This window comes from Streptomyces sp. 2114.4 (assembly GCF_900187385.1).
GTDB classification, from domain to species: Bacteria; Actinomycetota; Actinomycetes; order Streptomycetales; family Streptomycetaceae; genus Streptomyces; species Streptomyces mooreae.
This window is the reverse complement of sequence record NZ_FYEY01000001.1, coordinates 2,537,215-2,563,287: the sequence shown is the minus strand read 5'-3', so window position 1 is coordinate 2,563,287 and position 26,073 is coordinate 2,537,215. Positions and strand designations below refer to the sequence as shown.

Sequence of the window (26,073 nt, the reverse complement as noted above, 5' to 3'; positions counted from 1 at the left end):
CGCGCCATGAGTAATCTCCCGGAAACCCGGACCTCCCGGGTCAGCGTCCGGCTCATCGCGATCCAGATCCTGGTCTTCTCCCTGCTGCTCACCCTCGGCGGCCGGCTCTGGTATCTGCAGATCCGCAACGGCCAGGAGTACGCCACCGAGGCGAAGAACAACCACGTTCAGCAGGTCATCGAGCCCGCCACCCGCGGCTCGATCCTCGATGCGCGGGGGGTGCCGCTGGCCGACAACCAGACCCGCCTGGTCGTCTCCGCGAGCCGTACCGATCTGCTGAAGATGAAGGACGACGGCAAGGCCGTGCTCGGCCGGCTGGCCAAGGTGCTCGGGATGTCCGAGAAGGAGATCCGCAACAAGGTCCGGCTGTGCGACGCCAAGACCCCGCAGCCCTGCTGGAACGGTTCGCCCTACCAGCCGATCCCGATCACCGACGAGGCCACCACCCAGCAGGCCCTCCAGATCCGCGAACGCTCCGAGGCGTTCCCCGGCATCAGCGCCGAACCCACCGCCGTACGGCGCTACGCCGAGCCCGGCAACGCCAACACCGCCCAGGTGCTCGGCTACCTCTCGCCGGTGACCGACGAGGAGATCAACAAGGCCAAGAACACCCGCTCGCCGTTCCTGCGCTCCGACCAGATCGGCCGGTCCGGTCTGGAACGTACGTACGACCGCTATCTGCGCGGCAAGGCCGCCGTCACCCGCTATGAGGTCGACAACCTCGGCCGGGTCATCGGCCAGGCCAAGAGCGAGAAGGGCCAGGGCGGCGCGAGCGTCGTCACCAGCATCGACGCCCGCGTGCAGGCCATAGCGGAGAAGCAGCTCGAGCAGGCCATGAAGGACGCCCGCAAGGTGCACGACAAGAACACCGGCACCAACTACAAGGCCGACTCGGGCGCCGTGGTCGTGATGGAGGCCAAGACCGGCCGGGTGGTGGCGATGGCCTCCAACCCCAGCTACGACCCCAACGCCTGGGTCGGCGGCATCTCCGGCAAGGACTACGCCCACCTCACCGGCAAGGACTCCAACTACCCGCTGCTGAACCGCGCCATCCAGGGACAGGCCGCCCCCGGCTCGATCTTCAAGGTCATCTCGACCACGGCCGCGATCAACGCGGGCTACGACTTCAACGGCCACTACCCCTGCACCAGCTCGTACAGCATCGGCGGCCAGACCTTCAAGAACTTCGAGGGCGAGGGCCACGGCGACATCAGCCTGGGCCGGGCGCTGGAGGTCTCCTGCGACACCGTCTTCTACCGGCTCTCGCACGAGGAGTGGAAGAAGGACGGCGGGGACAAGCCCAAGAAGGACCCCAACGACTGGTTCTACAAGACCGCCCACCAGTTCGGCCTCGGCAAGGAGACCGGCATCGACCTGCCCAACGAGGTCACCGGCCGGGTCCCCGACCGCAAGTGGAAGACCGACTTCTGGAAGGCCAACAAGGACGGCTGGTGCAAGCAGGCCAAGGCCTGGCCCAAGAAGAAGGACTTCGGTACCAAGCTCGCCCGTGAGGGCTGCCTCGAAGGCATGAAGCTGCACGCCTACGACTCCATCAACTACGCCATCGGGCAGGGCGACACCCTCGTCACACCGATCCAGATGGCGACCATCTACGGCGCGATCGCCAACGGCGGCACCCTCTACAACCCGACCGTCGGCAAGGCCGTCGTCAGCCCCGACGGCAAGAAGGTGCAGCAGATCAAGCCCACGTCGCACGGCAAGCTGCCGGACAGCCCCAAGACGCTCCAGCAGATCGATTCCGCGCTGGCGGGTGTGGCCACCCGCGGTACCGCCGCCTGGCGCTTCCAGGGCTGGCCGCAGGACAAGATTCCGATGCACGCCAAGACCGGTACCGCCGAGGTCTACGGCAAGCAGACCACCTCGTGGTTCGCGACGTACACCAAGGACTACACGATCGTCATGACGATCGCCCAGGGTGGTACCGGCTCCGGCGCCTCCGGTCCGGCCGTACGCAACATCTACAACGCCCTGTACGGAGTCGACGAGAAGGGGGGCATCAACCCGAAGGCCGCCCTGCTGCCGAAGCCCCAGGGCTCGCTCCCCAAGATCGAGGGTGACGGGACCATCGAGGCTCAGCCCATCAAGCCCTACGTCCTGCCGTCGCCGTCGCCGTCCGCATCGGAGAGCCCACAGTGACGACCAGCCCTACCTCCCGGGCGTTCTCGATCCGGCGCTACACCCCCGAGCTCGGTACCTGGGGCAAGCTGACGGCGCGTGATTCGGTGCTGCGCAAACTGGACTGGGTGCTGCTGCTGTCCTGCCTGGTGCTGTCGCTGATGGGGTCGCTGCTGGTCTTCTCCGCCACCCGCAACCGCACCGAGCTCAACCACGGCGACGAGTACTACTACTTCCTGCACCATCTGCTGAATCTCGGTATCGGCCTGGCGCTGGCCGCCGGCACGATCTGGCTCGGGCACCGCACCCTCCGCGGCGCGGTCCCGATCCTCTACGCCCTGTCGGTCGTGCTGGCGCTGCTGGTCCTGACGCCGCTGGGCGCCACCATCAACGGTTCGCGTTCCTGGCTGGCGATCCCCGGCGGCTTCTCGCTCCAGCCCGCGGAGTTCGCGAAGATCACCATCACGCTCGGCATGGCGATGATCCTGGCGTCCCGGGTCGACGCGGGGGACCGCCCGCACCCCGGCCACCGCACCGTCGTCACGGCCCTCGGCCTGGCGGCCGTCCCGGTCGCCGTGATCATGCTGATGCCCGACCTCGGATCGGTGATGGTGCTCGGCGCCGTCATCCTGGGCGTCCTGCTCTCCTCCGGCGCCTCCAACCGCTGGATCCTCGGACTGGTCGGCACCGGCGTCGTGGGCTGTGTCGCCATCTGGCAGCTCGGGCTACTGGACGCCTACCAGATCGCCCGCTTCGCCGCGTTCGCCAACCCGAGCCTCGATCCGGCCGGCGTCGGCTACAACACCAACCAGGCACGGATCGCGATCGGCGGCGGCGGACTGACCGGCTCCGGGCTCTTCCACGGCAGCCAGACCACCGGCCAGTTCGTCCCCGAACAGCAGACGGACTTCATCTTCACCGTCGCCGGTGAGGAGCTCGGCTTCCTGGGCGCGGGCCTGATCATCGTGCTGCTCGGCGTCGTCCTGTGGCGCGCCTGCCGGATCGCGCGCGAGTCCACCGAGCTCTACGGCACCATCGTCGCCGCCGGGATCATCGCGTGGTTCGCCTTCCAGTCCTTCGAGAACGTCGGGATGACCCTCGGCATCATGCCCGTCACCGGCCTCCCCCTGCCGTTCGTCTCCTACGGCGGCACCTCGATGTTCGCCGTCTGGATCGCGATCGGGCTGCTCCAGTCGATCCGCGTACAGCGCCCCCTGTCGGCTTCGCGCTGACGCCGCCTCACTGCCTGAGGTGGAGCTCGAACCACAGCGAGGTGGGCCGCGGCAGGTCCTCGGGCGGCGTCGTGCCCCAGTCGTCGGCGAGGTGGCCGGTCAGCAGGAGCCCGTAGTCGTCCGGCTGCCCGCCGGGCACCGGCCGCGGAATCCGGACCGGTGCCCGGTCGTGCACGCTGATCCGCAGGCCCTGCCCGGCGGTCAGCATCCGCAGCAGGATGTCCGCCGTGTGCGGTGTGTGCAGATGCGCGCGGGTCACCGCCTCCGAGGTGAGCAGCACGGCGGTGTCGAGGAGCGGGGAGAGCGGGGTGCGGCGCAGCACGGCGTGGACGAAATCGCGCGCGGCCTTGGGGGCGGTGGGGGTGCTCGGTGCGGTGAGAACGTACGGCCTGGCGCCCGCCGAGACGCGGAGGCGTGTCCGGGTGACGGGCGCGGTTGAGGGGTGCACGGTGTCTCCCTCCCCTGGGGGCGAGTGAGTGGCGAGCGGGTTGCACGCTCGATTCGTACTCTGCGTACTCGGTTCGTCACACAGAGTAACCCACCTGGTGTGTGCGGCGCTACCCGTTCCCGCGGACCCCTGCCGCGGACCGCGCGGTGGGGCGGTTTCCCCGTCCGGGCGGGTGGCCCCGGCCGGGGCGGGTGGCTAGCCTCGATGCATGGCGGACACCGTGCGGGAAATCGAACGGAAGTACGAGATCGACGACGGTGCGCGGCTGCCCGACCTGGCCGGCGTCGGCCGGGTCGCCACCGTGGCGGAATCGGGTGTCGAGGAGCTGGACGCCCGCTACTACGACACTCCTGACCAGCGCCTCGCCGCCGACGCCCTCACGCTGCGCAGACGCACCGGCGGCAGGGACGCGGGCTGGCACCTGAAGCTGCCGGTTGCGCCGGGCGTCCGGGACGAAGTGCGGGCGCCGCTGTCCGACACACCGCCCCCGGAGCTGACCGCGCTCGTCCGGTCACGGGTGCTGGAGGAGGAACTGGTGCCCCTCATCCGGCTGCGGACGCGGCGCACGGTCCGGGTGCTGCACGATGCCGGGGGCGCACCGCTCGCGGAGCTGGCGGTGGACGAGGTGCACGCACAGCGGGCGGGGAAGTCCGCCAAGAGCGGCGCGGGCGGGGCCCGGTGGCGCGAGATCGAGGTGGAACTGCTCGGGGGCGGCGACAGCGGGTTGCTGGACGAGGTCGGCCGGGCCCTGGTCGCGGCCGGGGCGCGCCCCGCCTCAGCGGAGTCGAAGCTGGCGCGGGCACTCGCCGAGACGGGCCTGGCGCGCGAGCGCCCCGCACGTCCCGGCGCGGGAGGGGAAACGTCCCGCCCCCAAGGCTCCGGCAAACGCGGAGGCAAGGCCATGACGGCGAAGAACAAGGCCACGGCCGGGAACAACAAGACCACGGCCGGGAACAACAAGACCACGGCCGGGAACAACAAGACCACGGCCGGGAACAACAAGACCACGGCCGGCAAGAAGAAGGAACCCACCGCCGGAGACGTGGTGCTCCGGTACGTCCGCGAGCAGGTACGGGTGATCATCGAGCTGGATCCGGCGGTACGGCGCGATCTGCCCGACTCGGTACACCGGATGAGGGTCGCCACCCGCCGGCTGCGCAGCGCCTTCCGCTCGTACACGAAGGTGCTCGACCGCGCCGTCACCCGGCCCATCGGCCTGGAGCTCCAGTGGCTGGCGGCGGAGCTGGGGGTGGACCGGGACCGCGAGGTGCTGACCGCGCGGCTGCAGCAGGCGCTGGCCGAGGTGCCCCGCACGCTGCGGCTCGGCCCGGTGGCCGCCCGGCTGCGCATCTGGTCCGAGCGGCGCCGCGCCGACGCGCGCAGGGAAGTGCTCTCCGTCTTGGACGGACCCCGCTATCTGGAGCTGCTGAAGACCCTGCACGCCCTCCTTCAGGAGCCGCCGCTGCGCCCGGCCGCGGACCGGCCGGCGCCCGACGTGGTGGCCGGCGCCGTGCTGAAGGACTACCGGCGGCTGGCCCGCCGGGTGGAGGCCGCGCTGGCGGCCCCGGCCGGGCAGGCGCGGGACGAGGCGCTGCACGGCGCCCGCAAGGCCGCCAAGCGGACGCGGTACGCGGCGGAGGCCGCCCGTCCGGCGCTCGGCCGGCCGGCGAAGAAGTTCGCCAAGCGGATCAAGCGGGTGCAGCAGCTGCTGGGCGACCACCAGGACAGCGTGGTGGCGCGCGGCGCGCTGCGCGAGCTGGCCACCCAGGCACAGCGGGCCGGTGAGGGCGGCTTCACCTTCGGTCTGCTCCACGGGCGTGAGGAGGCCCGTGCGGCGGACCGGGAGCGGGAGCTGCCACGCCGGTGGAAGAAGGCCTCCCGGCGCAAGCACCGGGCCGCGCTCCGGCCGTGAGCGCGCGGCGGTGGGGCGCACCACGGCGGGCCGCCTCACCGCACGGCGGCCGGCCGCCGCACCACGCGCTCCCGGCCCGGCCGCCAGCCGCCTGCTCAGCAGGGGCGCCGCGGCCTGCCGGCTCGCCGTGCGAGGGGGTGGCTTCGAGCGGTTACGCTTGAGAGTCGCCCCCTGCCAGCTCACGAAGGTTCGAGATGTCTGCCGAGTCGGTCTTCCCGCAGCTCGAGGCCCTGCTCCCGCATGTGCAGAAGCCCATTCAGTACGTCGGCGGTGAGCTGAACTCCACCGTCAAGGACTGGGACTCCTGTGATGTGCGGTGGTCGCTCATGTACCCGGACGCCTACGAGGTCGGTCTGCCCAACCAGGGCGTCATGATCCTCTACGAGGTCCTCAACGAACGCGAGGGCGTGCTGGCCGAGCGCACGTACAGCGTGTGGCCGGACCTCGAAGCGCTGATGCGTGAGCACCACGTCCCGCAGTTCACGGTCGACGCGCACCGCCCCGTCGGCGCCTTCGACGTGCTCGGTGTCTCCTTCTCGACCGAGCTGGGCTACACCAACCTCCTCACCGCCCTGGACCTCGCCGGTATCCCGATGGAGGCCAAGGACCGCACGGAGGACCACCCGATCGTCCTGGCGGGCGGCCATGCGGCCTTCAACCCCGAGCCGATCGCGGACTTCCTGGACTGCGCGGTCGTGGGCGACGGCGAGCAGGCGGTGCTGGAGATCACCGAGATCATCCGCGCCTGGAAGGCCGAGGACCGGCCCGGCGGCCGGGATGAGCTGCTGTTCCGCCTGGCGAAGACCGGCAGCGTCTACGTCCCCAAGTTCTACGACGTCGAATACCTGGCCGACGGGCGGATCTCCCGTGTCGTGCCGAACCGCTCCGGCGTCCCGTGGCGGGTGTCCAAGCACACCGTCATGGACCTGGACGAGTGGCCCTACCCCAAGCAGCCGCTCGTCCCCCTGGCCGAGACCGTCCACGAGCGGATGTCCGTCGAGATCTTCCGTGGCTGCACCCGCGGCTGCCGTTTCTGCCAGGCCGGCATGATCACGCGCCCCGTGCGGGAGCGAAGCATCACCGGCATCGGCGACATGGTGGACAAGGGCCTGAAGGCCACGGGATTCGAGGAGGTCGGCCTGCTGTCGCTGTCCTCCGCGGACCACACCGAGATCGGCGACATCGCCAAGGGGCTCGCCGACCGGTACGAGGAAGACAAGATCGGCCTGTCGCTGCCCTCGACCCGGGTGGACGCCTTCAACGTCGATCTTGCCAACGAGCTGACGCGCAACGGCCGTCGCTCCGGTCTGACCTTCGCGCCCGAGGGCGGCTCCGAGCGGATGCGCAAGGTCATCAACAAGATGGTCTCCGAAGAGGACCTGATCAGGACCGTCTCCACGGCCTACGGCAACGGCTGGCGGCAGGTGAAGCTGTACTTCATGTGCGGTCTGCCGACCGAGACCGATGAGGACGTGCTCCAGATCGGCGACATGGCGGTCAAGGTCATCGCCGAGGGCCGCAAGGTCTCCGGACAGAACGACATCCGCTGCACGGTCTCCATCGGCGGCTTCGTCCCCAAGCCGCACACCCCCTTCCAGTGGGCGCCGCAGCTGTCGGCGGAGGAGACGGACGCCCGTCTCGAAAAGCTCCGGGACAAGATCCGCGGCGACAAGAAGTACGGCCGCTCCATCGGCTTCCGCTACCACGACGGCAAGCCCGGCATCGTCGAGGGCCTGCTCTCGCGCGGCGACCGCCGCGTCGGCTCGGTCATCCGCGCCGTCTACGAGGGCGGCGGCCGCTTCGACGGCTGGCGCGAGCACTTCTCGTACGACCGCTGGATGAAGGCCGCCGAGGAGACGCTGCCCGGCTTCGGCGTCGACGTCGCCTGGTACACCACCCGCGAGCGGGAGTACGAAGAGGTCCTGCCCTGGGACCACTTGGACTCCGGCCTCGACAAGGACTGGCTCTGGGAGGACTGGCAGGACGCGCTCGACGAGACCGAGGTCGAGGACTGCCGCTGGACTCCGTGCTTCGACTGCGGCGTCTGCCCGCAGCTCGACCTCGACATCCAGATCGGCCCCACCGGCAAGAAGCTGCTGCCCCTGACCGTCGTCAAGTAGCGCCTCCCGTATACCTCTTCGGCCCGGTCCCCGCACCCCGGGGGCCGGGCCGTGGCGTACTCCTGCACAATGACGTGATGTCACCGCAGCTCATCGCCCCCACCGCCCGCGTCCATGCCTCCTTCCTCGCCGCGATGGACGAGTTCCGCGCCGACGGCGCCGAGCAGGTACCGCACTCCAACCTCGCCCGCGAGCTGCGGACTTGGGCCACCCGCTGGCCGACCGTGGAGGGGTTCGCGGAGTACGTCGACGCGATCAGCGGCGCCCCGGGTGAGGTACGCGCCGACGGGGTGGTCCCCACGACCACCCGGTGGTGGGTGGCGGACGGCAGCTATCTGGGACGGGTCACCTTCCGCCACCGCCTCACCGATGAACTCCTCCACTACGGCGGCCACATCGGCTATGGCGTACGCCCCGGTGCCCGCCGCCGTGGCCACGCCACCGCGATGCTGCGCGCCGCACTGCCCTTCGCCCATCACGAGCTGGGCATCGACCCGGTGCTGGTCACCTGCGACCACACCAACACCGGCTCGCGTAAGGTCATCGAGGCCTGCGGCGGGGTCTTCGAGGACCAGCGGGGGGAGAAGCTGCGCTACTGGATCCACGCGGCCGCGCCCGCCGCCGGAGAGCAGCCGCACCGGCGCGTCTGAGGGGCCGGTGCACCCGCGGTACGGCGACGGAAGAACCAGGGGGAGGGGCCGGATGGAGCCCACCGACAACGAGCGGCGGGTGCCCGCCCGTTACGCGCCGGGCGAGGGCTGTGTGACCCAAGTGGTCCGTATTCCGGTACGGATCGTGGTGCTGGTCCTCGTGGTGCCGGTGCGCCTGGTGTGGGACGCGCTGACCGCCGCCGGCCGGGCCGTCGACCGGAGCGTGCTGCGCCCCCTCGGCCGCGGCCTCGCCCGGCTGTGGCGCACCCTCGTCCTCGCCCCCCTGGCCTGGGCCTGGCGCACCCTCGTCGTGCTCCCGCTCGGGTGGACCTGGCGCACGCTGGTCGTCGCCCCGCTGGGGTGGCTGTGGCGCGCCGTGCTCGCCCCGGTCGGCCGGGGGACCGGCAGGGCGGTGGCGTGGCTGGTGCGGCAGCTGCTCGTGCTCCCCGCGCAGTGGCTGTACACCCACGTACTGACCCCGGTGGGGCACGGCCTCGCCTGGCTGCTGCGCGGACTGGGCGCGGCCCTGCGGTGGGTGGGCCGCGCGTTGTTCGTGTGGCCGTGGGTGGCGCTGTGGCGGTATGTGCTGGCGCCCGTCGGCCGGGGGACCGGCGCGGTCCTGGCATGGCTGGTCCGCCTGCTCGTCGTCGTGCCCGCCCAGTGGCTGTACGTCCATGTGCTGACACCGGCCGGACGGGGCCTCGCCTGGCTGGTGCGCGGCCTCGGCACCGTTCTCGCCACGCTCGTGCGGTGGCTCGTGGTCGTGCCGCTGGTCACCCTGTGGCGGTATGTGCTGGTGCCCGCCGGGCGGCTGTCGGCCGCCGTGGTGACGGCGGTGGTGCGCGAGACGGGAGCGGCGCTCGGGCACTGCTGGCGGGCCGCGGGGATCATCTCCAGGGCCCTTGGCCGGTTTCTCGCCGCGGTGCTGCGGTGGGTCCTCGTCGAGCCGCTGCGGTGGGTGTACCGCACGGTGCTCACCCCTCTCGGGCACGGCATCCGGGACGGCATCTGGCGGCCGGTCCGGCAGGCCCTGCGCACCGCCCGCGCGACCGTGCGGCAGACCCGCAGGGAGATCCGGCGGGCACTGTTCGGCGCCCCCGCCGAGCCCCGGCCGGCCACCGCTGCCGAGCCCCGGCGGGAACCGGGAGCCCCCGGCACACGTACTCTAGGTAGCAGTACGACCGCACTCACGAAGGACTGAACGACACTGGGCAAGCGACAGCCCGAAGGCCCGCCGCCCGCACCGGCGGTGCAGCGCATCCGACTGCGCTACACCAAGCGCGGCCGCCTCCGGTTCACCAGCCACCGCGACTTCCAGCGCGCTTTCGAGCGGGCGCTGCGCCGCGCCGAGGTCCCCATGGCCTATTCGGCGGGCTTCACCCCGCACCCCAAGGTGTCGTACGCCAACGCCGCCCCGACCGGTACGGGCAGCGAGGCCGAGTACCTGGAGATCCAGCTCACCGAGCACCGCGATCCGGACACGCTGCGCACCCTGCTCGACGCGTCGCTGCCGGACGGGCTCGATGTGACCGACGCGGTCGAGGCCCGCACCAGCGGCCTGGCCGACCGGCTCCAGGCCTCGGTGTGGGAGCTCCGGCTCGACGGGGTCGAGCCCCGGGAGGCCGGTCGCGCGGTCGAGGCGTTCCTCGCCGCGGACGAGGTGCTGGTCGAGCGGCGGACGAAAAACGGCATGCGGACCTTTGACGCACGGGCCGCGGTGACGCGTCTGGAAGCCACCGGTCACGCCGGCGATAGGCCCGACGGCAAAGCCTGTGCGATACTGCGGCTGGTTGTTCGGCATCTGACACCTGCCGTTCGACCCGACGACGTCCTGTCCGGCCTCCGAGCTACGGCCGACCTGGCGCCGCCGGTCCCCGCAGCGGTGACCAGGCTGGCGCAGGGGCTGCTCGATGAGGAGACCGGCGCGGTGACCGACCCGCTTGAGCCCGACCGCGACGCTGCCACGGCCGCCCCACCCACGGCCGCCGGGCTGAGTGCCGCGAAGGTGACGAGCGGGGCCTCCCCGGCAGCCGGGGACGGTACTGCGTAGGACCGCCGTCGTCGCGTCGCCGATCAGCCAGGGAGCCACCCCGGTCCGGCAGACGCACTGACCAGGAGACTTTCGCCGGTCCCTGCCCTACGGGGATCGGCGAGCGAGACGACAGCTCCCGTGCGGCGCCCACGCCCCGGACAGCGGGACCGCGCTCATCACGCGGACCGCGGCCGGAATCAGGCGCGGCGCCCGGGAGCGTGACGGGAGAACCGCCCGCATGCTCGAGCCCATTGAGCCCACCCGCGCCACGCAGTCCCAGGACCGTGGTGCCGACGACAATCACTCACCCAGCGACACGCTGCCGCCGCGCCGCCGGCGCCGTGCGGCCTCCCGGCCGGCCGGTCCTCCGGTGGCCGGTGGCGCCGCCGCAGCCGAGGTGGTGAGCACCGAGGCCACCGCCGCTGCCGAGGCCGGTCCGGCCCTCGGCGAGGAGGCCGCCGCCTCCGCGGTGACCACCGGGGACGAGGCCAAGCCGGCCCGCTCCCGCCGCCGCGCGACCCGTAAGGTCACCTCTCCCGCCGGAGCCCCGCAGCCGGCCGGTGACGAACCGGCCGAAGCCGCCGCCGAGACGCCCGCGGCCGCCGCCGAGACGCCGCAGGCCGAGGACGCCGCGCCGCGCCGCGGCCGCCGCCGGGCGACCCGCAAGGTGTCCGCGCCGGCCGGTGCCCCGCAGCACGAGGCCGGTCAGGAGCCCGCCGCCGAAGAGCCCGCGCCCTCCGCCCCGGCCGCCGCCGAAGAGCCCGCGCCCGCCGCGCAGCCCGCCCCGGCCGCCGCCGAGGAGACCGAGGACGCCGCGCCGCGCCGTACCCGCCGCCGGGCGACCCGTAAGGTCACCGCTCCGGCCGGAGCCCCGCAGGTGAGCGACGCCGGCGAGGCGGTCGGGGAGAGCGCCGCGCCCGCCGCCGAGGCCGTGGCACCGGCCGCCCCGGCCGAGAGCGCCGAGGAGACCCCGGCCGCCGCCGAGGACGCGGGGCCCGCCCGCGCCCGCCGCCGTGCCACCCGTAAGGCCACCGCCCCCGCGGGTGCGCCGCAGGCCGCGGAGGCGGAGGCCGAGCAGACTCCGGCCGCCGAGGCCGGGACCGCCGGGACCGCCGACGCCGGGACCGCCCAGGACGAGACCGCCGAGGCCCCCCGCCGCCGCGCACGCCGCCGGGGCGAGCGTGCCGCCGAGCCCGCCGCCGAGGCGCCCCGCGCCGAGGAGGAGCCCGCGCAGGAGGCGCCGCAGCGCGGCCGCCGCCGGGCGCAGCGGCCCCCGACGGCCGTCTTCCAGGCACCGGTCTTCACCGAGCCGATGTTCCAGACGCCGGAGACCGCGGCCGCCGCCGCTGCCGCGGCGCGCCAGGAGGAGACCGCCGCCGAGCCGGCCGTGGAGGAGCAGCCCGCCGGTGCGCGCCGCCGTCGCCGCCGTGGTGCCCCGGCCGAGCCCGAGCAGGTGTCCGCCGCCCCCGTCGAGGAGCCGGCGGCCGAGGAGGCCGTAGCGGCGGCCGAACCGGAGACCGAGCAGGCCGTGAGCGGCCAGGGCGAGGACGAGTCCGACGGCCGCCCCTCGCGCCGCCGCCGCCGTGGTGGCCGTCGCCGCCGTCGCGGTGAGGCCGCCGAGGGCGCCGAGGAGCAGTCCGCCGAGGACCGCGGCGCCGAGGAGCGCGAGAGCGAGCGGGCCGAGCCCGAGGAGGACGACGAGCAGCCCGAGGCGGAGGAGGAGGCCGAGGAGCAGCCGGGCGGCGGCTCCAGCAGCAGCCGCCGTCGCCGTCGTCGCCGCCGTCGCACCGGTGACGCCGGCGAGGACGGGTTCACCGGCACCGACGACCCGGAGCGCACGGTCGTCAAGGTCCGCGAGCCCCGCAAGAAGGACGAGTCCACCAGCGCCGACGAGGTGCAGTCGATCAAGGGATCGACGCGCCTGGAGGCCAAGAAGCAGCGCCGCCGGGAGGGCCGCGAGCAGGGCCGCCGCCGGGTGCCGATCATCACCGAGGCGGAGTTCCTGGCCCGCCGCGAGGCCGTCGAGCGGGTGATGGTCGTCCGCCAGAGCGGCGAGCGCACGCAGATCGGCGTCCTCGAGGACAACGTGCTCGTCGAGCACTTCGTCAACAAGGAGCAGGCGACCTCGTACGTCGGCAATGTCTACCTCGGCAAGGTGCAGAACGTCCTGCCCTCGATGGAGGCCGCCTTCGTCGACATCGGCAAGGGCCGCAACGCCGTGCTGTACGCCGGTGAGGTCAACTTCGAGGCGCTGGGCATGTCCAACGGCCCGCGCCGCATCGAGACCGCGCTGAAGTCCGGCCAGTCCGTGCTGGTGCAGGTCACCAAGGACCCGATCGGCCACAAGGGCGCCCGGCTCACCAGCCAGGTCTCGCTCCCCGGCCGCTACCTGGTCTACGTGCCCGAGGGCTCGATGACCGGTATCAGCCGTAAGCTCCCCGACACCGAGCGGGCGCGGCTGAAGCAGATCCTCAAGAAGATCGTCCCCGAGGACGCGGGCGTCATCGTGCGCACCGCCGCCGAGGGCGCGAGCGAGGACGAGCTGGCGCGCGACGTCCAGCGGCTGCAGGCGCAGTGGGAAGAGATCCAGAAGAAGGCGAAGGCAGCTTCCACCAGCTCCCCGTCGCTCCTCTACGGCGAGCCGGACATGACCGTCCGGGTGGTCCGCGACATCTTCAACGAGGACTTCTCCAAGGTCATCGTCAGCGGTGACGACGCGTGGCAGACCATCCACGGCTATGTCGCGCACGTCGCCCCGGATCTCACCGACCGGCTGCAGAAGTGGACTTCGGACGTCGACGTCTTCGCGACGTACCGCATCGACGAGCAGCTGATGAAGGCGCTGGACCGCAAGGTCTGGCTGCCCAGCGGTGGTTCGCTGGTGATCGACAAGACCGAAGCGATGGTCGTGATCGACGTCAACACCGGGAAGTTCACCGGTCAGGGCGGCAATCTCGAGGAGACCGTCACCAGGAACAACCTGGAGGCGGCCGAGGAGATCGTGCGCCAGCTGCGGCTGCGCGACCTCGGCGGCATCGTCGTCATCGACTTCATCGACATGGTGCTGGAGTCCAACCGGGACCTGGTGCTGCGGCGGATGCTGGAGTGCCTGGGCCGGGACCGTACGAAGCACCAGGTCGCCGAGGTCACCTCGCTCGGCCTGGTCCAGATGACCCGTAAGCGGGTCGGTCAGGGCCTGCTGGAGTCCTTCTCCGAGTCGTGTGTGCACTGCAACGGCCGTGGCGTCATCGTCCACATGGACCAGCCGACGGCGGCCGGCGGCGGTGGCAAGCGCAAGAAGAAGGGCAAGGGCACCCAGGCCGAGCCGCACGTCCACGAGGCCGAGGCCGTCGAGCCCGCCCCCGAGGCCGGTGCCGCGGAGGCCGCTGCCCCCGAGCTGGAGCCCGCCCCCGTGACGGAGGCCGAGCTGCAGCCCGCGGTGGAGGGGACCGACGAGTGGTTCGGCAGCCCGGCCGAGGCCGAGGCGGCCGCCGGACGCGGCCGTGGCCGCCGCCGGGCGAGCCGGAAGGTGTCCGCTCCGGCGGGCGCCCCCAAGGCCGCCGGTGAGGCCGCCGAGATCGTGGTGCCGGCCGAGCCGGCCCCGGCAGCCGAGCCGGAGCAGGCCCCCGAGCCGGTCGCCGAGGCGCCGGCCGCGGAGCCCGCACCGGCCCGTCCGCGCCGTCGCGCGACCCGGAAGGTGACCGCTCCGGCGGGCGCCCCCAAGGCCGCCGGTGAGGCCGCCGAGATCGTGGTGCCCGCCGAGCCGGCGCCGTCGGCCGAGCCGGTCGGCGAGCCGGAGCCGGCCGGGGTCGCGGAGCCCGCCGAGGGCACCGGGGCGGAGGCGGAGCCCGCGGCCAAGAAGACCGCGAAGAAGACGGCGGCCAAGAAGGCCACCGCCAAGAAGACCGCGGCGAAGAAGACCACGGCCAAGAAGGCGGCGGCGAAGAAGACCACCACCGCCAAGAAGGCCACGGCGAAGAAGACCACCGCCAAGAAGGCGACGGCCAAGAAGGCGGCGGCCAAGAAGACCGCTGCCGCCGAGGAGTCGTCGGCGGCGCAGGCGGAGGGCGTGGCGTAAGCCGCGGCGCAGCACGGCCGTGCCCCGGACCGTCAGCGGTCCGGGGCCGGTTTGACCCCCTGGTCAAGGCCCCGTAATCTTGACCGTCGGTGTCTGTGACACCGAACCCCTGAGCAAACACCTCTCGGTCCGCCGGGAGAGGCCGCTCGTCCACTCGGATTCCACGGGCCCCATCCCGAGCCCGTGTGAGCGGCTGGCATCAGAGGATCCGTTCCTAGCGAAAGAGAGTTCCGCGTGTACGCGATCGTGCGCACCGGCGGACGCCAGCAGAAGGTTGCTGTTGGCGACGTCATCGAGGTTGACCGCATTTCCACCAGCAAGGTCGGCGACACCGTCGAGCTCTCGACGCTGCTGGTTGTCGACGGCGACTCGGTCACCAGCGACCCGTGGGTCCTGGCCGGCGTGAAGGTCCAGGGCGAGGTCGTCGACCACCACAAGGGCGACAAGATCCGGATCCAGAAGTACAAGAACAAGACCGGTTACAAGAAGCGGATCGGCCACCGCCAGCTCCACACGGCGCTGAAGATCACCGGCATCGACGCTCCGGCGAAGTAAGGGACTGAGGAGACATGGCACACAAGAAGGGCGCATCGTCCACTCGGAACGGTCGCGATTCCAATGCTCAGCGGCTCGGCGTGAAGCGCTTCGGCGGTCAGGCCGTCCTCGCCGGTGAGATCCTGGTCCGCCAGCGTGGCACCCACTTCCACCCGGGCACGGGCGTCGGCCGCGGCGGCGACGACACCCTGTTCGCGCTGGCTGCCGGTGCGGTGCAGTTCGGCACCCACCGTGGCCGCAAGGTCGTGAACATCGTTCCGGTCGCCGAGTAATTCCGGCCTGACCGAGCGATAGCTCAGCATCAGCATCACTCAGGGGCGGACCGCCTTCTCCCGCGCGAGCGGGAAGGCCGGTCCGCCCTTGCGTGTTAGTACAGAGACGTGTGCGCAGGGCAGAGACATGCGCGCAGTAGAGCGACATACCCGTAGTTATCTGGAGGCACCCCCACCATGACCACCTTCGTGGACCGCGTCGAGCTGCACGTCGCCGCGGGTAACGGAGGCCACGGCGTGGCCTCCGTGATGCGGGAGAAGTTCAAGCCGCTGGGCGGCCCGGACGGCGGCAACGGCGGCCGTGGCGGCGATGTGATCCTCGTCGTCGACCAGGACGTCACCACCCTTCTCGACTACCACCACCACCCGCACCGCAAGGCCACCAACGGCCAGCCGGGCGCGGGCGACAACCGCTCCGGCAAGAACGGCCAGGACCTGGTCCTGCCGGTCCCCGACGGCACCGTCGTCCTGGACCGCGCGGGCAATGTGCTCGCCGACCTCGTCGGCCAGGGCACCACCTTCGTCGCCGGGCAGGGCGGCCGCGGCGGCCTCGGCAACGCCGCGCTGGCCTCCGCCCGCCGCAAGGCCCCCGGTTTCGCGCTGCTCGGCGAGCCCGGTGAGGCCCGCGACATCGTGCTGGAGCTCAAGACCGTCGCGGACGTCGCGCTGGTCGGCTACCCGAGCGCCGGCAAGTCCTCGCTGATCTCGGTGCTCTCCGCCGCCAAGCCCAAGATCGCCGACTACCCCTTCACCACCCTGGTGCCCAACCTCGGTGTGGTGACGGCCGGTTCGACCGTCTACACCATCGCGGACGTCCCCGGTCTGATCCCCGGCGCGAGCCAGGGCAAGGGCCTGGGCCTGGAGTTCCTGCGGCACGTCGAGCGCTGCGAGGTGCTGGTGCACGTCCTGGACACCGCGACCCTGGAGTCCGACCGCGACCCGGTCTCCGACCTCGACATCATCGAGGAGGAGCTGACGCAGTACGGCGGCCTGGACAACCGGCCCCGGATGGTCGTCCTCAACAAGATCGACGTCCCGGACGGCAAGGACCTCGCCGACCTGGTCCGCCCCGACCTGGAGGAGCGCGGCTACCGCGTGTTCGAGGTCTCCGCGGCCGCCCACACGGGCCTGAAGGAGCTGTCGTTCGCGCTCGCCGACGTCGTCTCCAAGGCCCGCGCCGCCAAGCCCGTCCAGGAGGCCACCCGTATCGTCATCCGGCCCCAGGCCGTCGACGACGCCGGCTTCACGATCACGGCGGAGGGCGAGAACTTCTTCCGCGTGCGCGGCGAGAAGCCCGAACGCTGGGTCCGCCAGACCGACTTCAACAACGACGAGGCCGTCGGCTACCTCGCCGACCGCCTCAACCGCCTCGGCGTCGAGGACGAGCTGCGCAAGGCGGGCGCGCACGCGGGCGACGGCATCGCCATCGGCCCCGAGGACAACGCGGTCGTCTTCGACTGGGAGCCGATGATGGCGGCCGGCGCGGAGATGCTGGGCCGGCGCGGCGAGGACCACCGTATGGAGGCGCCCCGGCCGGCCGCGCAGCGCCGCAGGGACCGGGACCTGGCACGGGACGAGGCCGACCAGGAGTACGACGGCTTCCGGCCCTTCTGAGGCCGCCGGGCGGACTGCCCTGGCACGGCGGCCACGGCAGCGGCCACAGCAACCCACAGCAACGGGGAAGGCCCCCGGGAGGAGAACTCCCGGGGGCCTTCCCCGTTGTCGGCGTGGCCCGCGCCGCGGCCGAAGCCGTGAGCGGCCCGCTGCGGCCTAGACGGCGGCCGTGGTGTCCGAGGCGCCGCTGGCCTCGTTCTCGGCCGTCTCGGAGGCGTCCACGTCCTCCTGCGAGCGCTGGCCGGGGATACCGGACAGCCGGTTCTCCATCCGGATGCGCCGCTCGTCGGCCTTCGCTGCCAGATCCAGCGCGGCCTGGTTGAAGCGGACCGACGACGGCGGGTCCGACGGGCCCAGCAGATGCTCCTTGAGCTCGGCCCGCTCCGCGGCCAGGGTGTCGCGCTCCGGGTTGCGGACCGCGTCGAGCAGACCGGCCACCTCGTGCGCGTCGGGCGTGAGGATCGTCGCGGCCCGCACCGTCGGGAAGTTCGCCCTGAAGTCGTCCTCGCTCATCCCCGAGGTGTTGGCGACCGCGTACGGCTTCTCGCTGCTCAGGTAGTCGGAGACCACGCTGGAGACATCGCTGATCAGCACGTCGGCCTGGTTGAAGCAGCTGAAGATGCCGGGGCGGGCGGTGGTGATGATGCGGTGCTCCCACCGGGGGAAGGAGTTCCAGTACGCCGCCTCCCAGGCGGTGACGGCCGCTTCGACGGCGGCGGCGCGGCCCTCCTCGGGGGTGCCCTGCAGGCCCATCCGCTCCAGCTCGTCCGCGCTCTTGCGGAACGCGGAGGTGGTCAGCGCGCTGAGCTCTTCGGCGCGGCGGGCCAGCTCGGCGGCGGCCTCCGGGCCGGGACGCTCACCGCTGCGCCGGGTGTTCGCCTCCGTGATCATCGCCTGGATGCGGGTGTTGGCGGCGCCCGCGCGCGGGTCCACGGAACCGGTCATCGGGTGCGGCTTGTACAGCAGCTGCACGTTCTCGTCGGCGAGCAGTTCGCGGACGATGTTCTCGCCCGCCAGGATCACCGAGGTGTTGCCCGGGTTGCCGTCCCAGCCCTCCCAGGTCGGGGCGTACAGCACGGTGGTCATCCGGCCGGCCGGGGCGCCCGCGTACGGCTGGATCGGGGCCAGCTGGGGGCGGCCGACCTCGATGACGTCCTTGTCCTCGACGCCGATGTCGGCGAGCTGGTAGCGGTCACGGGCCGCCGGGCCCGCCACCCACACCTCGTCGTACGCCTTGGCGTACGGGTTGCAGGAGGACAGCTTGTCGCTCTCGCCGTGGTTGGTGAAGGCGTGCTTGATGGAGGGGATGCGCAGGATCTGCGAGGTCTTGCCGGAGTTCGCCGGGTGCAGCAGGACCTTGAGCGTGGAGTGCTCCAGCCGCATCAGGTTGGCGACCTTGGGGATGCAGACGATCGGCACGTCCGTGGCCTCGATCTTCTGCACCATGAAGCGCTCACGGAGCACGATGATCGGGTTGCCGTCGAGGGAGGCCAGGGTGCTCAGCCACATGTTGGCCTGGTAGGCGGAGGAGGAGCCGCCGGAGAAGTACATGCCGACCGTCGGCCGGTACTCGGCCAGCCAGTCGTCCAGCCACGCCAGGGCCTGCTTCTCGCTCGCCACCCGCTTCTTGGGCAGCAGCCAGGTGCCCAGGTAGAGGGTGCCGCCGGCGGACAGGGTCAGGGAGACGGCGAGGCCGATGCCGCCCCAGTAGGCGTCGGTGGTGATCGCGGTGAGCATCATGCCGACCGTGGTGGGCACGGAGAAACGCAGCAGCCGCCGGCCCGTCTGGCGGGAGAGGATGCGCGGCGGGGCGTCGCACAGCCGCAGCGCGCTCGCGTCGATGTTGCGGGTCACGAACGGCAGACTGCGGGTCCTGCGGACCAGCACTGCGACCGCCTGGCACACGAAGTGGGTGCCGTAGAAGAGGAGCAGCGTGATGGTGAGCGGCGCCTGCTCCTCGAGCGGGTTGATGCCGTCGATGTGCAGCAGGCCGACCAGTATCAGCATGTCGCGCAGCAACTGGCGCACCGTGACATCGAACCGGATCCGGCCGAGCACCGCGAGCAGGCCGGGCTGCTTGTGCTGGAGGACCAGGTCGAGACCCAGGTTGACCACGGATGCGACGATGAACAGCGGGATGACGGGCAGCAGCGCACCGACCAACTGGGCGGTGAACGCGACCATCATCGCGAAGAGTGCCGCGAGCTGGACGGCTCGGCGGGGGGCGATTCCGGCGGAAGGCACGGGGGAGGGCTCCTGGCAGCACGAAAGGTCAAAGGGGAGGCCGAGGGGGGCGGCCGGGTCCCGCGCTGCGACGCCGCCGGAGCGGCGAAACGGGACCGATGGACACCCGACCGTATGACCTTGTTGGCCTTGGTGACAATCTGCTGTGGCTCTCATCACCGCGAAAGCGGACCAATCGAACGCAACCTGCTGGCCTCGGCTTCCCTCTTAAGGAAAACCGTGCGGGCGGGGAAAGGCACGGAAGCAAGGCCCGGCATTTCGGCCCCTATTCTGCGCCCTTCGCCGGGCGCCGGGTCCCGCCCCTCCCCTCCCGCAGGGCGTCCGCCAGGCGATATCACGAAGCGCCCGGGGTCCGCTCTGCCGTAGATTGCGCCCGTAGGGCCGTGGTGCGGGTCGGGCGGTAATCCCCCGTACGGCGGTGAGATCGGCGAGCACAGGGGTATGCAGGTGGCAGGCGCAAGGCAGGACGTGAAGGACGCTCGCCGGATCGTGGTGAAGGTCGGCTCGTCCTCGCTGACCACGGCCGCCGGGGGACTGGACGCGGACCGTGTGGACGCGCTGGTGGACGTGCTGGCCAAGCACCGGGACAAGGAGATCGTGCTGGTCTCCTCCGGAGCCATCGCGGCCGGGCTGGCGCCCCTGGGGCTGGAGCGGCGGCCCCGTGACCTGGCCCGGCAGCAGGCCGCCGCCAGCGTCGGCCAGGGCCTGCTGGTCGCCCGCTACACCGCGTCCTTCGCCCGCTACGGCCGCCGGGTCGGCCAGGTCCTGCTGACCTCCGACGACACCAGCCGCCGGGCTCACTACCGCAACGCCTACCGGACCCTCGACCAGCTGCTGGCCATGGGCGCCGTGCCGATCGTCAACGAGAACGACACCGTCGCCACCGACGAGATCCGGTTCGGCGACAACGACCGGCTGGCGGCCCTGGTCGCCCATCTCGTCCGCGCCGACCTGCTGATCCTGCTCTCGGACGTGGACGGCCTCTACGACGGCGACCCGTCCGCCCCCGGGACCTCCCGGATAGCGGAGGTCGGCGGCCCCGCGGACCTGGAGGGCGTCTCCATCGGCAGCGCGGGCAAGGCCGGGGTCGGCACCGGCGGCATGGTCACCAAGGTCGAGGCGGCCCGGATCGCGGCCGCGGCCGGCATCCCGGTCGTCCTGACCTCGGCCGTGCACGCCGCGGACGCCCTGGCCGGCGGCTCGACCGGCACCCACTTCCTGCGCACCGGCCGCCGCTCCGCCGACCGGCTGCTGTGGCTCGCGCACGCCTCCACGCCGCGCGGCGCCCTCGTCCTGGACGACGGCGCCGTACGGGCCGTCGTCGACCGGCGCTCCTCGCTGCTGCCGGCCGGCATCGCCTCCGTGGACGGCGAGTTCTCCGCCGGCGACCCGGTCGAGCTGCGGGACGCCGAGGGCCGCGCGGTCGCCCGGGGGCTCGTCAATTTCGATGCCCGGGAAATCCCCCGTTTGATGGGGCGTTCGACCCGCGATCTCGCCCGTGAGCTGGGCCCCGCCTACGAGCGGGAGATCGTGCACCGCGACGATCTGGTGCTGCTGCACCCCTGAGGCCGCGTTCCGGCGCCCTCCGGCCGAGGGGCGTCACGCTCCGTGAACCCCGCCCACCACGCGGTGCGGAGACCGGCCTTTCCGTGGAGACCTTGGGGAAAACGCCCCCGCGACGGGCCGCGGGCTGGTCAACTTTGTTGCGGGGACGCCGTAGGGGAGCGGCGCCCGCAGCGCGCGAGCGCACCCGCCGACGTACGAGGCTCCGCACCCCCGAGGGCGGAGCGATTCGCATCACAGGAGGCCGCCGGTGAGACGAGGGCGCCCAGGGGCGCTGCCCCGAGGGACGGCGGAGCGCACGCTGACCAGCGTCGGAACCGGCGAGGACACCGGCCGGCCGGATGAGCGCGGTGCACAGCGGGACGGGGCGGCACAACGCGGACCGGACGCCGCGCAGCGCGAGACGTCCCGGCTGTGGCACATCACGCTCAGCGTCTCGGGCGCCGAGGCCCCGCTGAAGGAGGTCCGGCGGGCACTGGAACAGCTCGCCCACGACCATCCCTTCCTGCTGACCAGCCGCTACGCCAACGACCACGCCGAGATCCGCTACTGGGAGGAGGCGCGGGACCTGCACGACGCCGCGGCGGTCGCGCTGCGGCTGTGGGGCGAGCACCGCTCGACGGCCAAGCTGCCGCCGTGGGAGATCGTCGGCCTGGAGGTCATCGACCGTGATACCTACCATCAGCGCGTAGCGGAGGGTTACGGTCCGCCCCCGGCCTCCCCGGTCGGCGTCCACCCCTTCTGACCCTCGGTCGTCCGCGTCCCGCGCTGTGAGATACGGCGTGGCCGCGGCCCGCCGCCCCGTTAGGCTGCGGCCATGACCAGCAGCGCATCGCACTCCTCGCCCGTCCTCGAGACCGCCCGCCGCGCGCGGGAGGCCGCCGCCGTCCTGGCGCCGCAGCCGCGTACGGCCCGTGACGCGGCGCTGCTCGCCATCGCCGACGCCCTGGTGGAGCGGACCGACGCGATCGTCGCCGCCAATGCCGAGGACATCGCCAAGGCCCGGGCGGCCGGCACCGCCGAGTCGATCGTGGACCGGCTCACCCTCACCCCCGAGCGGATCGCGGCCATCGCCGCGGACGTCCGCCAGGTCGTGGCGCTGCCCGACCCGGTGGGCGAGGTGGTGCGCGGCTCGACCCTGCCCAACGGCCTGGACCTGCGGCAGGTCCGGGTCCCGCTCGGGGTGATCGGCATCATCTACGAGGCCCGGCCCAATGTGACGGTGGACGCCGCCGCCCTGTGTCTGAAGTCCGGGAACGCGGTGCTGCTGCGCGGCTCGTCCTCCGCGTACGCCTCCAACAGCGCCCTGGTGGACGTGCTGCGCGACGCCGTCCTGAGCACCGGGCTGCCCGCCGACGCGGTGCAGCTGGTGCCCGGCGAGAGCCGCGAGTCGGTGCGCGAGCTGATGCGCGCCCGGGGCCTGGTCGATGTGCTGATCCCGCGCGGCGGCGCCTCCCTGATCCGCACGGTCGTCGAGGAGTCCACGGTCCCGGTGATCGAGACCGGCACCGGCAACTGCCACGTCTATGTCGACGAGGCCGCCGACCTCGACATGGCCCTCGACATCCTGGTCAATTCCAAGGCCCAGCGGCCCAGCGTCTGCAACGCCGCCGAGACGGTGCTGGTGCACGCCGGGATCGCCGAGAAGTTCCTGCCGCGCGCCCTGGAGGCGCTGACCCAGGCCGGCGTGATCGTGCACGGCGACGCCGCCTGGCAGCAGGCGGGCCCCGGACTGGTCGCCCCCGCCACCGACGAGGACTGGGCGACGGAGTACCTCTCGTACGACATCGCGGCCGCCGTGGTGCCCGACCTGGACGCCGCGGTGGCCCACATCCGGCGCTGGACCTCCGGTCACACCGAGGCGATCGTCACCACGTCGCAGGCCGCCGCCCGCCGCTTCACCCAGTTGGTGGATTCCACCACCGTCGCGGTCAACGCCTCGACCCGTTTCACCGACGGCGGCGAGTTCGGCTTCGGCGCGGAGATCGGCATCTCGACGCAGAAGCTGCACGCCCGCGGCCCGATGGGACTGCCCGAGCTGACCTCCACCAAGTACATCCTCACCGGAGACGGCCACACCCGCTGAAGCGTCCCCCGGATTCCCCGTTCTCCCTGCCCAAAATGAGCGCCCGGGGCTAACCTGGACGGGTGCCGGACGACGTGGGGGGCAAGCCGTTCCCGGACGGTGAAGAGCCCGACGAGCACCACCACGGGAGCCACGGAAAAGCGGACGAAGAATTCGCCTCCGTGGTCTTCGACGAGGAATTCGTCCGGTCCGCGCAGATTCACGAACCCTCGGCGGTCGAGCGGATGCTGGCCGCCGCCGAGGCGCGCGCGGAGGCCGAGGCGGCCCGCTCCGGGCCCGGCTTCGGCCCCGAGGGCGACGACCCGGACGAGACCGGCCTGCGCAGCCGGCGAGGCATCCGGGGGAGCGACGACTTCGACGGGTACACCGACTACGCCGAGTACGACGACGCCGAGTTCGGCGACTACCCGCCCTACGGCCCGTACGGCCCCTACGGCGGCGCCCTGCGCCCCTACCGCAGCAGCACCCGCTGGCACCGGCCGGTCGCCTGGGTGCTGGCCGTGGTGATGGGCATCGGGCTGGTCGCGCTGGCCTTCAGCGCGGTCTACCGCGGCTCCTCGGGACGGACCCAGAGCCCCGCACCGGCGCCCACGTCCAGCGGTGTGGACGCCCCCGCCACGGGTGTCCTGGACAGCGTCCGCACGGCGCGCCCCGGCCTGCCGTCGGCCGAGCCCCTGCGCCCGTCGTTCCCGGCGGCGCCCAAGCCGCACTGACGTCGTGACGCCGTGCCCGCAAAACGCGTTTCCGAAACGGAATCCCGTTACGAAGTTGCCCGCCGCCCCGGCGTTTACCTTCGCCCCGGCAGACCTACTCTTGTTGTATGACCGGGCCTGGGGACCCTCCCGAAGGGACGCCCAACGGCGCCCCGGGAGGCGGTGAGGACGAATACCGATCCGTCGTCTTCGACGAATCGTTTGTCCGTGCTGCGCGACTGCAGGAATTCTCCGCGGACGAGCGGCTGGGCGAGCACCATTCGCCGGCCGTCAAGACCCGGCACGCCTGGATGCGGCTGGGCGGCTCACGGCAGGCCGTCCTGCTGGTGCTGCTGATCGTCCTCGCCTTCGGCACCGCCGTCTACATGGGCGTACGCCACCCGTACAAAACCCCGGAGACGGTCCGGGCGCAGCCGCTGCGGTCCGCGGTGGTGCCGCTCGCGCCGGCCGGGAAGGTACCCGGGGCGACACCGGGGGACCTCTTCGCCCACAGCCCCGCGGCCAACTACCGGATCGGCGCAGCGGGCGTCAATCTGCCCGCCGTCACCCGCACCGAGCACTTCTCCGACGGCCAGATCGTCGCCGCCCTGACCGTCGCGAAGGACTACCTCGTCCGGTCCTCCCTGGACCCGGACACCCTCACCGGCGGGTCCGTACGGCCGGTGCGGCTGCTGCTCGACACCGGCCAACTCGACCAGTTCGACCGCAGCCTGGCGCGCCCCGACGACAACGGCCACGACGCGGCGACCGGGTGGCTGATCCGCTTCGACCCCCGGCAGACCCGGCTCGCCGACCGGAACGTACGGGTCAACGGCACGCTGGTCGCGTCGGAGTTGAGCCCGGACGCGCTCGACGTCACCGCCGACTACACCTTCGTCTACGCCGTCCGGCCCGCCCCCGGTGCCCCGGCCAACGCCCCGGGCCAGGGCATCGGCAAGCCCACCCCGGGCGCCGCCTCGCTGGTCACCGTCCGGCGTGAGGTGCACTTCCGGCTGAGCCGGGAGAACCTCAACGACCACCGCCTGGAGGTCGTGCAGAGCAGCCTGCAGGCCGGGCCGCTGGCCTGCTCCTCGCGGCCCGCCGACGCGCTGCGCCCGCTGTTCGCGGGACAGCACGCCGGCCAGGACCGTCCCCGGGGCACCGACCCCTACGCCAGGGACCGCGCCAACCCCTCGCTCTGCGGTGAGCTGGCGCCCTCCGCCCAGCCGAAGCCGAGCCATCCGCTGCGTTAGGAGGCCTCCGGGCGGTCGCTCCCGCCGGAGCCGTTGTTGCCGTTGCCGCTGCCCGGGCCGTCGGAGCGCGTGCCGCCACGGAAAACCGTGTCGCGCAGCTTGCCGCCCAGATCGCCCGCACCGCCCGCGATATCGCGCACCAGGCCCATCAGCGGGTCCTTGCTGTTGCGCACCGAGTCGGCGTAGTGGGCCGCGGAGTCCCGGAACGAGTCGGAGACCGAGGTGTCCTTGTCCTCGTCCCGGCGCGGGTAGTGGCCGTCCATGATCCGCTGGTAGTCGCGGCTGGCCGCCCACTTCTTCAGCTCGGCCGCCCGTACGGTCGTGAACGGGTGGCTGCGCGGCAGCAGGTTGAGGATCTTCAGCACGGAGTCGCGCAGATCGCCGCCGGCCTCGTACTCGTCCGCCTGCTTCAGGAAGGCATCGACGTTCATCTCGTGCAGATGATTGCCGCCCGCCAGCTTCATCAGTCCGCGCATCGAGGCCTGCAGGTCCTGGCCGACCAGCAGTCCGGCACGGTCGGCGGAGAGTTCCGACTTGCGGAACCACTCGCGCAGTGCCGTCACGATCGCCATGATCGCGACATTGCCGAGCGGGATCCAGGCGACCTTCAGGGCCAGGTTCGTCAGGAACAGCAGAATCGTGCGGTAGACGGCGTGCCCGGACAGTGCGTGACCGACCTCGTGGCCGATGACCGCCCGCATCTCCTCCTCGTCCAGCAGCTCGACCAGACCGGTCGTCACCACGATGATCGGCTCGTCCAGACCGATGCACATGGCATTGGGCTGCGGGTCCTGATTGACGTACATCGGCGGGACCTTCTCCAGGTCCAGGATGTAGCAGGCGTCGCGCAGCATGTCGTTGAGGTGCGCGAACTGCTGCTCGCCCACCCGTACCGAGTCCGACAGGAACAGCAGCCGCAGGCTGCGCTCCGGCAACAGGCCGCTGAGCGTCTTGAAGACGGTGTCGAACCCGCTCAGCTTGCGCAGCGCCACCAGCGCCGAACGGTCCGCCGGGTGCTCGTACGACCGCGAGGAGATTCCGGGGAATCGCCGCCGGTCCCGGCTCGGAACGTTCGCGCTGCCGCCTGGGCTCTCCGTCATTGGGGCCTCCCCCTGTTCGACTGCGTGTGTTTCAGACTAGAGGACGCCGCCGACAGGAGAATGGATGCTCGGGCGTACGCTGGCGA

19 protein-coding genes are annotated in these 26,073 nt (G+C 72.1%); 16 read left to right on the top strand and 3 right to left on the bottom strand.

What is annotated here, in order from left to right:
* The first annotated feature begins 6 nt into the window (after positions 1-6).
* Together mrdA and rodA are read left to right on the top strand one after the other, a co-directional pair.
* Positions 7-2,157: a penicillin-binding protein 2 gene (gene mrdA / locus CFW40_RS11165; RefSeq protein WP_088797643.1), complete on the top strand. Its 2,151-nt coding sequence runs from the start codon at positions 7-9 to the stop codon at positions 2,155-2,157.
* A 29-nt stretch (positions 2,158-2,186) separates the two neighbouring features.
* Positions 2,187-3,368, top strand: a complete 1,182-nt coding sequence (rodA, locus tag CFW40_RS11160) for a rod shape-determining protein RodA (protein WP_256331797.1) — start codon at positions 2,187-2,189, stop codon at positions 3,366-3,368.
* A 7-nt stretch (positions 3,369-3,375) separates the two neighbouring features.
* Here rodA and CFW40_RS11155 read toward each other — a convergent pair whose 3' ends face one another.
* The gene (locus tag CFW40_RS11155; protein ID WP_088797641.1) at positions 3,376-3,816 is read right to left on the bottom strand and encodes an ATP-binding protein; all 441 of its coding nucleotides are present in this window, start codon (positions 3,814-3,816) and stop codon (positions 3,376-3,378) included.
* A gap of 208 nt (positions 3,817-4,024) precedes the next feature.
* Between CFW40_RS11155 and CFW40_RS11150 the strand changes: the two genes are divergently transcribed.
* The 9 genes from CFW40_RS11150 to obgE all read left to right on the top strand — a co-directional run bounded on the left by CFW40_RS11150 (position 4,025) and on the right by obgE (position 17,049).
* Positions 4,025-5,728 (top strand): CYTH and CHAD domain-containing protein, encoded by a 1,704-nt coding sequence (locus CFW40_RS11150; RefSeq protein WP_088797640.1) that lies wholly within the window; start codon positions 4,025-4,027, stop codon positions 5,726-5,728.
* A gap of 194 nt (positions 5,729-5,922) precedes the next feature.
* Positions 5,923-7,848 (top strand): TIGR03960 family B12-binding radical SAM protein, encoded by a 1,926-nt coding sequence (locus CFW40_RS11145; RefSeq protein ID WP_088797639.1) that lies wholly within the window; start codon positions 5,923-5,925, stop codon positions 7,846-7,848.
* A gap of 77 nt (positions 7,849-7,925) precedes the next feature.
* The gene (locus CFW40_RS11140; RefSeq protein WP_088797638.1) at positions 7,926-8,498 is read left to right on the top strand and encodes a GNAT family N-acetyltransferase; all 573 of its coding nucleotides are present in this window, start codon (positions 7,926-7,928) and stop codon (positions 8,496-8,498) included.
* Between the two features lie 52 nt (positions 8,499-8,550).
* A complete protein-coding gene (locus tag CFW40_RS11135; RefSeq protein WP_088797637.1) occupies positions 8,551-9,699 on the top strand; it encodes a hypothetical protein in 1,149 nt (382 codons plus the stop codon).
* A 48-nt stretch (positions 9,700-9,747) separates the two neighbouring features.
* Positions 9,748-10,548: a TIGR03936 family radical SAM-associated protein gene (locus CFW40_RS11130; protein WP_088797636.1), complete on the top strand. Its 801-nt coding sequence runs from the start codon at positions 9,748-9,750 to the stop codon at positions 10,546-10,548.
* Between the two features lie 220 nt (positions 10,549-10,768).
* Positions 10,769-14,608 carry an Rne/Rng family ribonuclease gene (locus CFW40_RS11125; RefSeq protein WP_088797635.1) on the top strand — a complete coding sequence of 1,280 codons (3,840 nt, stop codon included), beginning with the start codon at positions 10,769-10,771 and terminating at the stop codon, positions 14,606-14,608.
* Between the two features lie 234 nt (positions 14,609-14,842).
* Complete coding sequence (gene rplU, locus CFW40_RS11120; protein ID WP_006605648.1) at positions 14,843-15,163, top strand: 50S ribosomal protein L21; 321 nt, start codon at positions 14,843-14,845, stop codon at positions 15,161-15,163.
* 14 nt (positions 15,164-15,177) lie between these two features.
* Positions 15,178-15,435, top strand: coding sequence for a 50S ribosomal protein L27 (gene rpmA, locus CFW40_RS11115; protein ID WP_018088248.1), 258 nt, complete (start codon positions 15,178-15,180; stop codon positions 15,433-15,435).
* A gap of 177 nt (positions 15,436-15,612) precedes the next feature.
* On the top strand, positions 15,613-17,049 hold the full coding sequence (gene obgE / locus CFW40_RS11110) for a GTPase ObgE (protein WP_088797634.1): 1,437 nt from the start codon (positions 15,613-15,615) through the stop codon (positions 17,047-17,049).
* Between the two features lie 156 nt (positions 17,050-17,205).
* On the opposite strand, the gene CFW40_RS11105 is transcribed toward obgE, so the two are convergent.
* A complete protein-coding gene (locus tag CFW40_RS11105; RefSeq protein ID WP_088797633.1) occupies positions 17,206-19,293 on the bottom strand; it encodes a hypothetical protein in 2,088 nt (695 codons plus the stop codon).
* Between the two features lie 468 nt (positions 19,294-19,761).
* Here CFW40_RS11105 and proB point away from each other — a divergent pair, with 468 nt between their 5' ends.
* From proB to CFW40_RS11080, 5 genes are all read left to right on the top strand, one after another.
* Positions 19,762-20,859 (top strand): glutamate 5-kinase, encoded by a 1,098-nt coding sequence (gene proB / locus CFW40_RS11100; RefSeq protein ID WP_256331510.1) that lies wholly within the window; start codon positions 19,762-19,764, stop codon positions 20,857-20,859.
* Positions 20,860-21,106: 247 nt separating this feature from the next.
* Positions 21,107-21,601, top strand: coding sequence for a hypothetical protein (locus CFW40_RS11095; protein ID WP_088797632.1), 495 nt, complete (start codon positions 21,107-21,109; stop codon positions 21,599-21,601).
* A 72-nt stretch (positions 21,602-21,673) separates the two neighbouring features.
* A complete protein-coding gene (locus CFW40_RS11090; protein WP_088797631.1) occupies positions 21,674-22,942 on the top strand; it encodes a glutamate-5-semialdehyde dehydrogenase in 1,269 nt (422 codons plus the stop codon).
* 62 nt (positions 22,943-23,004) lie between these two features.
* Complete coding sequence (locus tag CFW40_RS11085; RefSeq protein WP_088797630.1) at positions 23,005-23,655, top strand: hypothetical protein; 651 nt, start codon at positions 23,005-23,007, stop codon at positions 23,653-23,655.
* Positions 23,656-23,762: 107 nt separating this feature from the next.
* Entirely contained in the window at positions 23,763-24,887 is a 1,125-nt protein-coding gene (locus CFW40_RS11080) for a hypothetical protein (protein ID WP_088797629.1), read from the top strand.
* Here CFW40_RS11080 and CFW40_RS11075 read toward each other — a convergent pair.
* Positions 24,884-25,987, bottom strand: coding sequence for a M48 family metallopeptidase (locus CFW40_RS11075; RefSeq protein WP_088797628.1), 1,104 nt, complete (start codon positions 25,985-25,987; stop codon positions 24,884-24,886). The two genes, CFW40_RS11080 and CFW40_RS11075, sit on opposite strands and share 4 nt — an antisense overlap.
* Positions 25,988-26,073 lie beyond the last annotated feature (86 nt).